The following is a 14,590-nucleotide window of genomic DNA, read 5'->3' as shown; positions in this document are numbered from 1 at the left end:
GCTCATTCCTCTTTGAACGCAGCGAGCATCCGTTCGCGCAGGGGCTTCATCAGGTAATTCATCAGCGTGCGCTCTCCGGTCACCACCGTGACATCGGCAAGCATGCCGGGACGCACCAGCAATCCAGCATTTTGCAGCGCGACCACCGTCTCGGCAGGGATCTCGACCTTGGCGGAGAAATACGGCCGACGGGTCTGCTCATCCAGCAACTGATCCGCTGACACGGTACTCACCACACCTGTCACAGTGGGCGTATCAACCCGTTGCAGCGCTGTGAAATGCACGTTCACCGGTAAACCAGGTCGCAATTTGTTTGCCATCAACGGTTCGAAACGCGCCGTGATTGCCATCGGCGCATCCAGCGGCACGACCTGCATCAGGCTTTGGCCGGCCTGCGCGACACCGCCCACGGTGTGAATCGTTACGTCCATGATCTGCCCGGAAACCGGCGCGCGGATGGCACCGCTTTCGACTTCAAACTGCAACGCACTGATCTGATCGGCAAAGCCTGCTGCCTCGGCGGAAACCTCGCTGAGCTGGGTCTCGGCATCGCGACGAAACTCCTGTTGGGTCTGCAGCATCTTGAGTCGGCTTTCATTGATCGCCTGACGCGTTTTGCCAACATCCCCCTGCCCGGACGAAATTTGCCCCGCCAGCAACGCGCCGTTGCGCTCGGCTTCGTAGAGCTTGCTGCGCGGCACATACCCTTCACGCGCCAGTTCGCGCAGGCCTTCAAGTTCCTGCTGCTGGAACTGCATCTGCGCATCGAAATTCCGTTTCACGCCTTCGTAACCTCGTAGTTGCTGCTGCAACGACTCGATTTCGTGCTCGATGATTTTCAGGCGGCTGGCCAATTCGGCGCGACGGGTTTCGAACAATTGGGTCTGCAGCGCCATGGCCGCCTTGATTCGTGGCTCCTGAGCGCGCTCCAGCAATTCAGGCGGCCATTCGATGCTCGGGTTGCCCAGACGCTCCGCGATCAACCGCGCTTCCACCGCACGATCATTGAGTAACTTGCCTTGGGTGACGTCCAGCTGCGACTGCGCGCGCAAGGTATTGAGCTGCACCAGCAATTGGCCCTGACTGACGTGATCGCCGTCGCTGACCATCAGTTTCTCAACCACACCGCCAACCAGCGACTGCACCGCTTTGCGCTCACCGGCAACCACCACCGTGCCGCTGCCCACGACGCCTTGATCAAGCGGCGCAAGGCACGCCCACAGAAGAAAACTGCCCAGAGCGACACAGAGAAAAATGACCCCGTAACGCGCAGCGCCGCCCGCGTCGGTACTGGCCTTGGGCGCGGCACCGGGGTTACGCACGCTGACGGGATTGTCGATGCGCACGTTGGCGCCAGGATCAAGATCACGCATCTTTGTTGGCTACCCTGACAGGAGCGGTTTTATCGGCTGGCATCAATGCCTTGAGCACCTGATCCCTTGGACCAAAGGCCTGCTGGGCGCCGTCTCTGAGCAACAGAATGTGATCGACCACGGCCAGAATGCCTGGCCGATGGGTGATCAACACCACGGTACTGCCGGAAGCCTTGAGTGCCTTGACCGCCTGAATCAATGCCAGCTCGCCCGCTTCATCCAGGTTGGAGTTGGGTTCATCGAGGACGATCAATGCCGGATTGCCATACAGCGCACGGGCCAGGCCCAGACGCTGCTTCTGACCGCCGGACAAGCCGAGCCCGCCCGGGCCCAGTGGTGTGTCGTAGCCTTGGGGAAAACGCAGGATCATGTCGTGAATGCCCGCATGACGGCTGGCCGCGATGATCTTGTCGGCGTCCTGCTCACCAAACCGGGCAATGTTGTCGGCAACACTACCGGCAAACAGCTCGATGTCCTGAGGCAAGTAGCCCAAGTGAGGGCCTAGGGCGTCGTGAGTCCACTGACTGATTTCGGCGTTATCCAGACGCACCGAACCGCCCAGCACGGGCCAGACGCCGACCATTGCTCTGGCCAGCGTTGACTTGCCACTGGCACTGGCGCCGATCACCGCAAGCACGTCGCCTTTACTGAGGGCGAAATTGATCCCGCGCAGGATAGGTTGCGTCGCGCCCGGCGGTCCCGCATACAGTTGCTCCAAACGCACCGCGCCTGTGGGTGGCGGCAATGGCATGCGCAGTCGTTCGCGGGGATGCTGAGTCAATAGCTGGCTCAAGCGCTGATAACTCTGGCGCCCTGAGCTGAACTGCTTCCAGGAACCGATAGCGATTTCAACCGGAGCCAGCGCGCGGCCGAGCAACAGCGACATGGCGATCATCATGCCCGCCGAAAGCTGGCCCTCAAGCACTAACAAGGCGCCCAGCCCCAACGCCAGCGACTGCCCGGAAATACGGACGAATTTGGTAGCAGAGGTGATCTGAGCGCTGCGGTCGCTGGCTTGCGACTGGGCGGCAATGATCCGCTGCTGCAACAGACTCCAGCGTTGGCGCAACGGGCCGAGCATGCCCAGCGCCCTGATCACTTCGGCGTTCTGCAACGTGCTGTTGACGTACCCCGCCGAACTCACGCTCACGCGGTTGGCTTCACCCAGACTGGCCCGCGTCGCCAGTTCGCCCCACAGCGCCAGACCGATCAATACGAGGGCGAGCACCAGCGTCAGCAGACCGAACCAGGGGTGAATAACAAACGCCACCAAGAGAAAGATCGGCAGCCACGGAGCATCCAGCAAGGCAATCAAGCCCTGCCCGGTGATCAACTGACGAAGGCTGGTCAGATCGCTGAGGACCTGCGCCGGATTGGCGTTGTGCTCTTGCAGGCTGCGGGCAAATGCGGCGTCGAACACACGCTCGCCCAGCGCCTCATCCAGACCCGCGCTCATGCGAATCATCACGTGGCTGCGCACCCACTCGATCATCCCGCTGAACATGAACAACGCCAGCGCGATCAGGGTCAGCATGACCAGAGTGGTTTCGTTCCGGCTGGTAAGCACACGATCGTAAACCTGCATCATGTACAGCGAAGGCACCAGCACTAACAGGTTGATCACCCCACTGAACAGCGCCAACGACCAGAACACCCGGCGGTAGCAGAGCAAAGCGGCATCAATGTCATGACGCGGATCAAGCAGGAAGCGCATAGGGTATCGACCGAAAAGAAGAGTCAGTGTATTGATCGCAATCCATGCGCTCGGGTTTTATCTGGAGGTAAACCCAATCCTGTAGGAGCCGCCGAAGGCTGCGAAAGCTTTCAGCCTGCCACACCGCTATCGCTGAATTGGAATGCTTTTTACCTGTAGGAGCGCGCTTGCCCGCGATCGCGTCAGCACAGTCGATATATCCATCAACTGACAGACCGAATCGCGGGCAAGCGCGCTCCTACAGGTCCTGTGTTTGCTGCGCGTCAGCGCGGTGCCATTGGCACCAGCGTCGCGTCTGCAGATTCAATGTTCGCGGCGCCGCGTCAATGTCCCGGCAATCCGCAAGTGATTGACAGCACTTGGCCAGCTTAGTGCCTGTTTGGTGGGCTTTTTTCTGCGGGGATTTGGGATAAGTCGTGCAACACACTGATCGCGAACAGCAGGCCGAGGCAGCTTCAGCCAGGGACCTGCCGTTCACTGTGCGACTTACAGAAAGGTAAACACCGATTCGGCAGCCAGACGCGACTTAGGCAGCTTGGCGTTGAAGTCGGTTTCGCTGCGATAACCCAGGCTGACGATCACCAGGCTGGTGAAACCCTGAGCGCGCAGACCGAGCTCTTCGTCGAGTTTCTTGAAGTCAAAACCTTCCATTGGCGTGGCATCCAGCCCCAGCGAAGCCGCGCCCAGCAGCAAGGTGCCCAGTGCCAGGTAGGTTTGCTTTTCCATCCAGTGCTGCACGTCTTTCTGGTCATAGCGGTGCATATCGACATAGCCGCGACGGGTTTTGTCCTGACCCGCCCTGGCCTCGGCATTCTGAAAGCGACCGTCCAGATCCTCCTGATCCAGCACAGCGTGCAGGTGATCCTCGGTCATCTCGGTGCGGGTGCACAGCACAATGACGTGAGACGCGTTGAGGATCTTCGCCTCGTTATAGGCAAAACCATCCTGCGCACCTTTGGCGATGCGTGCTTTGCCCTGTTCGTCGGCGGCGACCACAAAATGCCAAGGCTGCGAATTCACCGACGACGGGCTAAGGCGCAGTTGGTCCAGCAGCGTATCGATACTGGCCTGAGGGATTTTGCGGGTCGCGTCGTAGGCCTTGGTGGTGTATCGGGTTTTGGCGAGGCTGGCGAGTTCCATGGTGTTCTCCGGTCAAAAATGCTTAGCGAGTCGGCGCTGGCGCTGCGTTGATTTTTACCCGCAACAGGCTGTAAGGCTTCTGGCGCAGGTCTTTACCCCCTTGGAAACCGGCCTGGCGATGCAACTGGTTGGCGGTGAAATACAGATAGCCATCCGGACCTATAGACAAGGTATCCGGCCACAACACCCGAGGATCGTGAACGATGGTTTGCCAAGTGCCATCCGCGAGTCGCTTGCGGATGCCGTTGTGCTCGTAATCAGTGGCATATACCGCTCCGCTCGCGTCCGCTTCCAGGCCATCGGAAGCACCTTTTTCACCGAGATCCTGAACAGCTGCGTCCAGTGCCTTCTCGCTGACGCTTGTATCTCGCAACAGGCTGGTCGGTACGGAATACAGATGACGGCTCGACAGCGGACTGAAATACAAAGTCTGGCCATCTGGCGACAGTGCGATGCCATCGGAAGCAACCGCTGGCGCTTTCTTCTTGCCATCAGCGCCCGTGGCCATGACGGCCTGCCCTTCGACGACCGGAATGAACGACGGATCAACCGATGTCGACTTCGCACCGCTCAAACGCCGCGTCGCCTTACCAGTAGCGATGTCCATAACAATGATTGCTCCTGGCCCGCTCACAGAGGAGTCGGTGACATAGACCGTGCCTTCCTTGCCATGGCGAAAATCAAAACGCATGTCGTTGACGTAAGTGCTCGGCAGAATGACGTTGGCCGGGAAGACCAGCGCTTTCACCACCTTGTTACTCGCCAGATCGACCGCCACCAGCTTCGCGCCACCTGGCTTGGGAGCAGCAAAACCGGGAGCAGCCGTGTCGAGCAACCAGACGCGACCCTGCCCGTCAGCCACTACGCTTTGCACACTGATCAGGCCCTTGGCCGGGTCCTGGGGATCTTCCTTGTTGATCTGTGTGTTCGGCCAAGCCTGTACTTTGCCGTCCCGAATTTCCGCGACCGTAAAAGGCACGTCATCGCCCCAACGCGGGAAGTTGACGAAAATACGGCCGGTTTCGCTCACGGTCACGCCCGTGGGCATGGCGTCGTGGAACGCGAAGACTTGCTGCAATTGGCCTATGGACTTGTCGGCCGGTGCGCTTGCTGAAAAATCGGTTGCCGGTGCCGCCAATGCGGTGTGAGCAGTCATGGCCACACCAAGCGCCAAGGCAGAAACAGCAAAAAAGGACTTCTTGAACACGAACATTCTCCCGACTGCCTGCTGGACGCAGGCAGCCACTGACATATTGATAAAAATCAGAAGCCTTCGAGGACGATCTTGCCTTTGGCCTTGCCGCTTTCTACAACGGCGTGAGCACGGCGCAGGTTAGCGGCGTTGATCGTGCCGAAGTGCTCGCCGAGGGTGGTTTTGAGCACGCCTTGATCAATCAGGTCGGCAACGCGATTCAACAGCTCATGCTGCTTGATCATGTCCGGGGTTTCATAAAGGGACCGGGTGAACATCAGTTCCCAGTGCAACGACAGTGCCTTGCGCTTCATCGGCACCACGTCGAGGCTTTTCGGGTCGTCGATCAGGGCCAGTTTGCCTTGCGGGCGCAGCGCTTCGATCAATTGCGTGAAGTGGCTGTCGGTGTGGGTCAGGCTGGCGACATGAGTCACTTCGCCAACACCAATCTGCTCCAGTTGAGCCACCAACGGCTGGCTGTGATCGATGACATGATGCGCGCCGAGCTGCTTGATCCACGCTTGAGTTTCAGGGCGCGAAGCGGTGCCGATCACGGTCATTTTGGTCAGTTGGCGGGCCAGTTGGACGAGAATCGAACCGACGCCACCCGCTGCACCGATGATCAACAGACTTTCGCCCTCGCCACCGCCCTCTTCCACACCCAGGCGATCAAAGAGCAATTCCCAGGCCGTGATGGACGTCAGAGGCAAAGCGGCTGCGTGGGCGTTATCAATGGATTTGGGCTTGCGGCCGACAATGCGCTCATCCACCAGATGGAATTCGCTGTAGCTACCCGGGCGCACGATTGAACCGGCGTAGAACACTTCATCGCCGGGCTGAAACAGTGTCACGTCACTGCCCACTTCACGCACTGTGCCGACGGCGTCCCAACCGACCACCTTCGGCTCGGTCGGCCCTGAACCGGCGCGGATCTTGGTGTCAACCGGGTTGACCGAAACAGCGTGGACTTCCACCAGCAGGTCACGAGGCCCCGGCGCAGGCTTGGGCAGGTCCATGTCGAGCAGTGCATCTGGATCTTCAATCGGCAGACCGTGTTGGGTAAAGGCGATAGCTTTCATGGGAAATCCTTTGAAAGTGGGTTCAAAAACGTGGAGACATACTCACCTTCTCTGCGACAAAGAAAAACCCCTAAAATGCGCCAACACTTTCACAGCTGGAGTGAAGATGATCCGCATTGATGACCTTGCCTTGTTCGTCCGCACGGCAGCGCTGGGCAGCTTCTCCAACGCAGCACGAGAAGTCGATCTGCTGCCGGGGCAAGTGGCGGCGGCAATCAAACGTCTGGAACGCGAGCTGGATGTGCGCCTGTTCGCGCGCTCTACCCGCAGCCTGCGCCTGACCGTTGAGGGCGAGCAATATTTGCCCAATGCGCAAACCGTGCTCGATACGCTTAAAGAGGGTCGCGAAAAACTCCGCCGCGAAAGCGCTGAATTGCGCGGTGTGCTGCAAGTGGCGGCACCTTCGGACCTGGGGCGTAACATGCTGCTGCCATGGCTGTCCGGGTTTCGGCGCGAGCATCCTGGCCTGTCGATGCGCTTGTTCTTATCCGATCAGGTGGCAGACATGTTCCGCGACCCGGTGGACGTTGCGATCCGCTATGGCTTGCTTGAAGACGCCCATTACATTGCCCTGCCGCTGGCATCGTGGAATCGACGGGTGCTGGTGGCCTCGCCTGACTACCTGCAAAAGCACGGACGGCCACAGACGCCGGATGACCTCTTGCGTCATGACTGCCTGCTCTACACCCTGGGCGGACGGAGCTATGACAAATGGCGAGTGGGCGCTCGGGTGATATCTGTTTCGGGCCCGCTGTTCTGTGATGACGCCGACGTGGCGCGGCGCTGGGCGGTTTCGGGGGAAGGGATTACCTATAAATCGTGGCTGGACGCCAGTGAAGATATCAAGGCCGGACGGCTGGAGATTTTGCTGCAGGACTATCCTGGTGAACCTGTACCTTTGAATCTGGTATGCCCGCACCGCAAACAGTTTTCCCCGGCGATTCAGCAATTGCATTCGTTATTGAAGGGGAAGTTTGCGGAGCTTGAGCAGGAGTTGCCTGGTTTGATTTGAGGTAATAGAAATCAAAGCCGGACGCAGGACCTGTAGGAGTGAGCTTGCTCGCGATTCAGTTTTTTGGCCGACGAATATATCGTCTGAACTGACGCCATCGCGAGCAAGCTCACTCCTACAGGAACCTCATTTCAAATCAGATTGTTATGTGTTGGCTCCTACAGGGAATGCGTTTCAAAGCCATAATCATTGATGAGCACAGCTGAAAACTGGACCCACCCATGCAAAGAACCACCGAACGACTGCTACTCAGACCACCCCGCCCCTATGACCTGGCTGCAATGTTCGCCATCTACAGCGATCCAGCCACCAACATGTTCAATCCCAACGGCCCGATGAAAGAGCTGGCGCAGGCGCAAATATTCCTGAACGCCTGGATGCGTCACTGGCAGGAACAGGGTTATGGCTGGTGGGCGGTGGCGACTCGGGAAGCGCCGGATGAAATCATCGGTTTCGGCGGTGTGGCGTTGATGAAGTATCTCGACGTCGAGCGGGTCAACCTGGGGTACCGCTTTGGTGTACCGGCATGGGGCAAGGGTTATGCGACGGAGCTGGCCAGCGCGACGCTGGACTATGCCTTCAACGAACAGAAGCTACCCAAGGTATACGGGCTGGTCAGGCCGACTCATCAGGCCTCGATTCGGGTGCTGGAAAAGATCGGCATGAACCGTGTTGATGTGCTGGACGATGTGCCGGGGCAAGCGCCCAGTCTGGTGTTTCTGGCGAACCGGAGCTGATGTCGCGGCAAGCCCGGATAGAGCTTGCCGACGACAGTCAACGCATCAGTGCATCTTGCTGTGATCATGCATCGCGCCATGATCCGGCGCATTCAACGCTCGGGCCGTGGCTTCAACAGCGATCGACTGTTTGACGCCTTTGCCATCTTCGACGATCAGGGTCAGCGGGACTTTATCGCCCTCTTTCACCTGAGCCGTAAGGTTGATCAGCATGATGTGATAACTGCTCGGGTCCAGTACCACTGGCTGGCCTGCAGGCAAGGCAACCGAAGTCACTTCATGCATGCTCATCACATCGTCTTTCATGCTCGATTGATGAATCTGCACGAGCTTCGCCACGGGTGACTGAGCCTCCAGCAACTTGCTGTCGGCACTGGCCTTCAACGTCAGAAATGCACCCGTGGACGCCTGCCCCGGCACCGTTGCACGGACCCATGCGTCTTCAACAACCGTTTGCGCTGAAGCCTGAGCGGCGAGGCCCAGCAACGAAAGGCCCAGTAGTGCTTGCTTGAAAAATGTTTTCGGGCGTTCAAGGTTCATCAGCAGACCTCCATGACAGTCAGCAGATCTTCTGTGCACTGTTGGGCAGAAAGGGAATGAGACAGGCCGAGGCGCAGCACGCCGCGGGTGTCGAAGACGTAACTGGTGGCGGTGTGGGACATGGTGTACGTGTCACCGCTCGGGATTTTCTCGTAGAACACGCCAAACTCTTTGGCCGTGGCGGCGGTTTCTTCGAGGGTGCCGTACAACGCCACAAAGCTCGGATCGAACGCTTTGACGTAAGCATCAAGCATTTGCGGCTTGTCGCGCTCCGGGTCCACGGTGATGAAGATCACCTGGAGCGTATCGCCATCCGGGCCCATCAACTTCTTGATCTGCGCCGCACGTGCCAGCGCTGTCGGGCAAACCGCCGGGCATTGGGTGAAGCCGAAAAACACCATAGGCATGGTGCCGCGGAAGCTCGACAGGGTTTTCACGTTGCCCTGGGGGTCCTTCAGTTTGAAGGTCCGGCCGAGAATCTTGTCGCTCAAATCCTTGCCGTACTTGAACGACAACTTGTTTGAATCACCGCAACCGGCAAGCGCGCCCAGACTCAGCACGCTCAAGCCGCCGATAAGCTGGCGGCGGGTCAGTAATGTGTTCATGTGTGGCCTCTTGAAAAACAACGGAGCGAACCAACTGCCCCGTCGTCAAATTCTCTGTGCTGCTAAAGCCGCGTAGGTTACCTGTGACATTTCCTACAGTCGCTGTAGTAATGTCAGAAAATGCTTCATGGCCTTTCTGCATGGCCCTGACTGCGCACAAAGGCGACAGACGGCGCGCGGTACGTGACGATGAGGTCGCAGATCACCAGCGCCAGCAGGCTCCAGCCCAACACCGGCAAGCAAATGCCAAGTCCCACTGCCGCGAGCAGCCATGCGGCTTTGGCAACAAGGCCTGACTGACGCCACGCATCCACAACGGTCGGCTGCCGCCCGAGGGTCGGCCTGCGGCGCCACCACATGAGGTAACCGATGATCACCATCATCACCAGTCCGGTGGCAAAAAACACCAGAATCAACTGATTGGCTAGCCCGAACAGCACGCCCATGTGCGCGTCGATGCCCCAGCGGGTGAGCTTGGCAGGCAACGTGTATTGGGAAAACTCAACCTGATCGACCACCTTCAGGGTGTCCGGATTGATTGAGACTGCATCGACCTGGGTCGGCCAGCTGCGATCAATCTCGGCGACTACCCAGGCTTTATCCGGCTTGCTCGACGGGCGGATTTCTAACTTGGCCGCTTCGATATTAGCGCTCCGCGCAGTCGCCATAACGCTGTCGAACAGTGCAGGATTTAGCGCGCTGTTCGAGGCAGCAGGTGCCATGTGCATGTGATGTTCGGCGTGCTCGTCCATCGGCATGTTCATGTTCATTGCGCTGTCGGCCGGTTTCGCCAGCGTCGTCGCAACGCTGGGCGTGGACCAGCCATAGTAAGCGCGCAGCACACCAATGTTCCCGCCCGCGTACTGCGACCAGGTCAAACCGGTCGCCGAGAAAAACAACAAGCCCAGCATCAACCACAGCCCTGCGCTGGCATGCCAGCTGCGCAAACCACTGCGTAGCGTCCTGGCACGTTTGCGGCGCACCGCCCACAACACAATCCCCCCCGCTGCTGCGACCCACAGCCAGGAAGCGGCCAGCTCGCTGTAGATGCGACCGACGTCACCCAACAACAAGCTGCGGTGGAACTGATCGATCCAGGTGCGCAGCGGCAATATTCCGCTGGTGCCGTAGACCTTCATGTCGCCGCGAATCTCTCCGCTGACCGGATCGACAAACAGCGCACGATGCTCCGATTCGCCTAACCCCGGAACGTTGAACATCACGCGGGTGGTATCGCCCTGATTGGGCGCTGGACGAACGGCGGCGACCGTCGGCCCGGAACCGGCGGCCTCCTGAGCCAGACGCACCTGGGCTTCGAGACTCAAGGCCGGGCCTTGGGTTTCGGTGTGCAGGGCATGGGCGTAGAGGTTTTTTTCGATCTGCGGCGTCAGGGCATAAATAACCCCGCTGAGTGCCGCGACCAGAATGAACGGCCCGATAAACAGGCCGATGTAAAAGTGCAGCCGTTTCGTCAGCGCGACAAACGCACTCGACGACGACTGTGCAGGTAAAGCAGACATAGGGCTCACCAACGGCTAAACGCGCCCGACCGGGACGATCCCGGCGAGGCAAAAAATCGATATTGGTTTTTAACGGCGAGTGGGTGCCGTCAGGGAGCCTGCGGGTTGAGCCCGGGGAAACACTGGCGCGACGTAAGGCCCGGCCAGAGCGTAGGGAAGATGAAACGAGGACTGCGGGTACGGATCAACCAGCTCAGGGCGACGAAGAAAATCATCGCCAGGGTCAACGTCCCGGCAAAAGAACAGTCGCCGAACAGCGATTGCAGGCTGCCCGGCGTCGCCATGGTTTTGCTGGCGCTGTCCATCGGCATCGGCATCGGCATCGACATGCTCATCGACATCTCGTGATGCGCATCGCTCATGGAAGCGCTGCCGTGATGCTCATGATGGGAAGGCGCCGCTGCGGGCTCCCCGGAAAACGCACCCATCATCTGGCCATGACTCATGGCGCAGGCGAGCCCATTGAACAGGATGAAGGCGTACAGCATCCAGGCAATGGGCGAGCGATGGGTTCGGAAGAAATTCATGGCGGCTAATTTAGCATTTCAGCCGGGGGCAGGACAGGACGCAGGTCAATGGTTGATCGCAATCCCGTTGGAGCGAGGCTTGCCCGCGAATGGGACGACGCGGCGTTGCAGGAAGTCTGCATTATCGTTCTTCGCGGGCAAGCCTCGCTCCAACCAGGGTTTGGTCGCCCCAATGACATCACCGAATAGAAAGTGATCTGCACGAGCACTCGCTGAACCAGCGTCAAATCGCCAAGGCGTGTGAGCAAATCTTTACTAGAAAGCTCATGACTGATAACGATTTGTATTTGCTGTCGTATTCACACCTTGTTAGGATCGCGTCATCTTGTACGCCCTCAAGTTGTCTATGTTCACCATAAATAACAGGGCAACCCTGCCTGAAAGCTAGAGAGCGCTCCATGAAAAGCCCTAAAACGGGAGTTTCGTGCGAACAAACTCTGCGTTCTTGCCGCGTATCAACAGTACGAATACTCAACGTTGCGATGACTTTGTCGAATACGGCTCGCGCCGCAAACCTTAAGGTTTTGACTCGATAAAAACTCATGGAGCTAGCGTCGGAAGCTTTTGACTCATCAAGGATATCGAGCATGACCAATAACAAAACCAGATTTGCCAACACTCCTCTGGCACGCCGAAGTGCGATCGCTACGGCTCTCCTATGGGCACCACTCGGCGCAGTAGCCCAAGAGACTAGTAATGCCGCCGAGGACGAAGCTTATCGCCTGGCGCCGATCATCGTTAACTCCAACGTAGCTGTAAATGAAGACGCCAACTCAGTGGTCGCTCAAGAGCTTTGGGTAGGCGGTAAAGTTGCTACCAGCATTCTCAATACACCCGCTTCCGTTTCTGTTATCACCCAAAAGGAAATGGAACAACGGAGCGTTAACACTACTGAAGAAATCCTCCAGTACACACCTAGCGTCATCACCGACTTCTACGGCACCGACGACCGAAACGACTACTTCACTATTCGCGGGTTTCAGGCTTCGACCTATCGTGACGGGATGACTCTTGGGTCGATGCGCGGTGTACGCGAGGAACCCTATGCCTACGAGCGCGTCGAGGTCCTGCGTGGTGCCAACTCCACATTATTCGGCCCGGCAGATCCAGGCGGTTCGGTGAACTTCGTGACCAAAAAGCCGCGCTTCGACAAGTTCGGCCAAGGCTATGTCACTTACGGCTCCTTCGATCACAAGGAGACGGGACTCGATGTGGGGGATTCGCTCAACGACGATAAAACACTGGCTTATCGTTTGACCGGCAAGTTCCAGGACAGTGAACGCGAATATGACCACTCTCAGGACGACAACAAGTTCTTGATGGGGGGCCTGACCTGGGCGCCGACCGAATTTACTTCGGCAACCGTGGTTTTTGATCACCTCAAGACCAAGAGCTCGCCCAACAGCGGTGGTTATCCGCTAGACAAAGAGTACGACCGGAGCAAATTCTTTGGCGAGCCTAGCTACAACTTTCACGATGTCGAGCGCAACACCATCAGCGGCAATATCACTCACGACTTTGACAATGGCTTCGTGCTGCGCAGCAACCTGCGCTACAGCAAGCTGACTGACGATTTCGGCTACGTTTTCCTCGATTCGAGCAACCGCACAGGCACTACCGTGGATCGCTTTCTGTTTGGCACAGACACAGAGGCAGAGCAGGTCAACGGCAACGTGATGCTGCAATATGATGCACGCTTCCAGGACATCGACAGCAGTTCGATCGTGGGGGTTGAATATCGCAATGACGAAAGTAAAGATACTTCGGTCTATACCACGACTACATCAATTGATGTCGCCAACCCGGTGTACACCGGCGTTCCTCGTAACGTGGCGCCGTTCAGTCGCAACAAACAGGATTACACGACCAAATCCGTGTTCGCGCAGCAGAACCTGTCCTTCTACGACCGCTTCATCGTCACCTTGGGTGCGCGTAATGACTCTCTGGATCTGTCCAGCACTGACATTACCGATACCAAAGTCTCGGATAGCTTCTCGGAGAACTCTGTTCGCGGCGCTTTGACTTATATCGTCACCGATGAAGTTTCTACCTATGTGAGCATGGTGGAATCTGTTTCCCCGCCAACGGTTGGCGTTACTCCGCAGCGTGGCAAGCAGTATGAGCTGGGTGTGAAATACTCGCCGATGGGTATGAACGCGTTGTTCTCGGCAGCCGTTTATGACCTGACCCAGGAAGACGTTTCCATCGCTGTTGTGCAGTCGAATGGCACCATCGAACAAGAAACGGTTGGCGAGTCTAAAGTTCGCGGTCTCGACCTGGAAGCCAAGGCCGAGTTGACTCAGAACCTGAGCCTGATTGGTGGCTACTCCTTCATGAAATCGGACGTCGTTCGCGGCACGCTAGCTGACGGCACAGATCTGAAGGGCAACCAGTTTACCGCTGTACCGAAGCATTCGGCTTCGCTGTGGAGCTACTACAGCTTCCCGGGTACAAAAATGAGCGCAGGCCTGGGTGCCCGATACATCGGCGCCTACTACTTCAATGCGGCCAACACCGGCGGCATGAGTGACGCAACCACCCTCTTTGATGCAGCGTTCAAATACCAGATTGCCAAAGGCACCGATCTGGCACTCAACGTCAGCAATATCATGGATGAACAGCATGTGGTGGGTTCAGGTACTGCGGACTTCTACAATCCTGGTCGCGAAGTCACAGCGAAACTGAGCTACAGCTGGTAACAGGTATCGCGGGCCCGACTCACTCCTGTGGGAGCTGGGCTTGCCCGCGATTCAGGCACCTCGGTGTATCAGATATATCGGGTAATCGTTCATCGCGAGCAAGCTCACTCCTACAGGGTCCCATGTTTGATGCGCGACAGCGCTGTGTCAGGAACACTGAGAGACCTCTAATCAAACAAAATGCAACATACTGAATGAATGGGGCTTTTCTGTTGGAGCGAGGCTTGCCCGCGAATCAGTCGACTCGGAAGGCCAGAAGCACCGCGTCATCGTACTTCGCGGGCAAGCCTGAACTGGCTTAATGATCCCGGACACCTCTTAAGGGCGATATGATTCGCCCAATCAGGAGGTTTCATGCAAGAGCGAAAGACCTACACCCGCGAGTTCAAGCAACGTGCTGCGAGCATGGTTCTTGATGACAACTGCTCAGTTCCCGATGTCTGTGCATCGAT

Annotated in this window: 12 protein-coding genes; 3 read left to right on the top strand and 9 right to left on the bottom strand. The window is 57.9% G+C overall.

Translation table 11 applies throughout. The features are described 5' to 3' along the window. Window positions 1-2 precede the first annotated feature (2 nt). The 5 genes from KDX30_RS05990 to KDX30_RS05970 form a co-directional block, all read right to left on the bottom strand. Window positions 3-1,373 (bottom strand): HlyD family type I secretion periplasmic adaptor subunit, encoded by a 1,371-nt coding sequence (locus KDX30_RS05990; RefSeq protein WP_122395002.1) that lies wholly within the window; start codon window positions 1,371-1,373, stop codon window positions 3-5. Next, the gene (locus KDX30_RS05985; protein WP_231675251.1) at window positions 1,366-3,087 is read right to left on the bottom strand and encodes a type I secretion system permease/ATPase; all 1,722 of its coding nucleotides are present in this window, start codon (window positions 3,085-3,087) and stop codon (window positions 1,366-1,368) included. The genes KDX30_RS05990 and KDX30_RS05985 overlap by 8 nt, the downstream gene beginning before the upstream one ends. 486 nt (window positions 3,088-3,573) lie before the next feature. Further along, entirely contained in the window at window positions 3,574-4,227 is a 654-nt protein-coding gene (gene nfsB, locus KDX30_RS05980; protein ID WP_231675250.1) for an oxygen-insensitive NAD(P)H nitroreductase, read from the bottom strand. Between the two features lie 22 nt (window positions 4,228-4,249). Beyond that, the gene (locus tag KDX30_RS05975) at window positions 4,250-5,383 is read right to left on the bottom strand and encodes a major royal jelly family protein (RefSeq protein WP_231675324.1); all 1,134 of its coding nucleotides are present in this window, start codon (window positions 5,381-5,383) and stop codon (window positions 4,250-4,252) included. A 107-nt stretch (window positions 5,384-5,490) separates the two neighbouring features. Then, the gene (locus KDX30_RS05970; protein ID WP_231675249.1) at window positions 5,491-6,498 is read right to left on the bottom strand and encodes a zinc-binding alcohol dehydrogenase family protein; all 1,008 of its coding nucleotides are present in this window, start codon (window positions 6,496-6,498) and stop codon (window positions 5,491-5,493) included. A 106-nt stretch (window positions 6,499-6,604) separates the two neighbouring features. Here KDX30_RS05970 and KDX30_RS05965 point away from each other — a divergent pair, with 106 nt between their 5' ends. After that, the gene (locus KDX30_RS05965) at window positions 6,605-7,510 is read left to right on the top strand and encodes a LysR family transcriptional regulator (RefSeq protein ID WP_231675248.1); all 906 of its coding nucleotides are present in this window, start codon (window positions 6,605-6,607) and stop codon (window positions 7,508-7,510) included. Between the two features lie 221 nt (window positions 7,511-7,731). Further along, on the top strand, window positions 7,732-8,247 hold the full coding sequence (locus KDX30_RS05960; protein ID WP_231675247.1) for a GNAT family N-acetyltransferase: 516 nt from the start codon (window positions 7,732-7,734) through the stop codon (window positions 8,245-8,247). Between the two features lie 45 nt (window positions 8,248-8,292). Here KDX30_RS05960 and KDX30_RS05955 read toward each other — a convergent pair whose 3' ends face one another. The 4 genes from KDX30_RS05955 to KDX30_RS05940 form a co-directional block, all read right to left on the bottom strand. Then, window positions 8,293-8,787 carry a copper chaperone PCu(A)C gene (locus KDX30_RS05955; protein WP_231675246.1) on the bottom strand — a complete coding sequence of 165 codons (495 nt, stop codon included), beginning with the start codon at window positions 8,785-8,787 and terminating at the stop codon, window positions 8,293-8,295. Beyond that, entirely contained in the window at window positions 8,787-9,392 is a 606-nt protein-coding gene (locus tag KDX30_RS05950; protein ID WP_027902096.1) for an SCO family protein, read from the bottom strand. The genes KDX30_RS05955 and KDX30_RS05950 overlap by 1 nt, the downstream gene beginning before the upstream one ends. Window positions 9,393-9,517: 125 nt before the next feature. Beyond that, window positions 9,518-10,912, bottom strand: a complete 1,395-nt coding sequence (locus KDX30_RS05945) for a PepSY-associated TM helix domain-containing protein (RefSeq protein WP_231675245.1) — start codon at window positions 10,910-10,912, stop codon at window positions 9,518-9,520. Between the two features lie 89 nt (window positions 10,913-11,001). Beyond that, a complete protein-coding gene (locus KDX30_RS05940; protein ID WP_231675244.1) occupies window positions 11,002-11,439 on the bottom strand; it encodes a DUF2946 domain-containing protein in 438 nt (145 codons plus the stop codon). A 587-nt stretch (window positions 11,440-12,026) separates the two neighbouring features. Between KDX30_RS05940 and KDX30_RS05935 the strand changes: the two genes are divergently transcribed. Then, window positions 12,027-14,138: a TonB-dependent siderophore receptor gene (locus tag KDX30_RS05935; RefSeq protein ID WP_231675243.1), complete on the top strand. Its 2,112-nt coding sequence runs from the start codon at window positions 12,027-12,029 to the stop codon at window positions 14,136-14,138. The last annotated feature ends 452 nt before the right edge of the window (window positions 14,139-14,590 follow it).

The sequence above is a fragment of the Pseudomonas quasicaspiana genome, assembly GCF_021147825.1.
Lineage (GTDB): Bacteria > Pseudomonadota > Gammaproteobacteria > Pseudomonadales > Pseudomonadaceae > Aquipseudomonas > Aquipseudomonas quasicaspiana.
The sequence above is the reverse complement of the archived record's forward strand: the minus strand, read 5'-3'. Positions and strand labels throughout refer to the sequence as shown.

What these genes read in the sequence shown, in the direction of transcription:
- KDX30_RS05990 (WP_122395002.1), bottom strand. Translation starts at nt 1,373, where the DNA reads ATGCGTGATCTTGATCCTGGCGCCAACGTGCGCATCGACAATCCCGTC.
- KDX30_RS05935 (WP_231675243.1), top strand. Translation starts at nt 12,027, where the DNA reads ATGACCAATAACAAAACCAGATTTGCCAACACTCCTCTGGCACGCCGA.
- KDX30_RS05965 (WP_231675248.1), top strand. Translation starts at nt 6,605, where the DNA reads ATGATCCGCATTGATGACCTTGCCTTGTTCGTCCGCACGGCAGCGCTG.
- KDX30_RS05950 (WP_027902096.1), bottom strand. Translation starts at nt 9,392, where the DNA reads ATGAACACATTACTGACCCGCCGCCAGCTTATCGGCGGCTTGAGCGTG.
- KDX30_RS05945 (WP_231675245.1), bottom strand. Translation starts at nt 10,912, where the DNA reads ATGTCTGCTTTACCTGCACAGTCGTCGTCGAGTGCGTTTGTCGCGCTG.
- KDX30_RS05975 (WP_231675324.1), bottom strand. Translation starts at nt 5,383, where the DNA reads ATGACTGCTCACACCGCATTGGCGGCACCGGCAACCGATTTTTCAGCA.
- KDX30_RS05985 (WP_231675251.1), bottom strand. Translation starts at nt 3,087, where the DNA reads ATGCGCTTCCTGCTTGATCCGCGTCATGACATTGATGCCGCTTTGCTC.
- KDX30_RS05960 (WP_231675247.1), top strand. Translation starts at nt 7,732, where the DNA reads ATGCAAAGAACCACCGAACGACTGCTACTCAGACCACCCCGCCCCTAT.
- KDX30_RS05955 (WP_231675246.1), bottom strand. Translation starts at nt 8,787, where the DNA reads ATGAACCTTGAACGCCCGAAAACATTTTTCAAGCAAGCACTACTGGGC.
- nfsB (WP_231675250.1), bottom strand. Translation starts at nt 4,227, where the DNA reads ATGGAACTCGCCAGCCTCGCCAAAACCCGATACACCACCAAGGCCTAC.
- KDX30_RS05940 (WP_231675244.1), bottom strand. Translation starts at nt 11,439, where the DNA reads ATGAATTTCTTCCGAACCCATCGCTCGCCCATTGCCTGGATGCTGTAC.
- KDX30_RS05970 (WP_231675249.1), bottom strand. Translation starts at nt 6,498, where the DNA reads ATGAAAGCTATCGCCTTTACCCAACACGGTCTGCCGATTGAAGATCCA.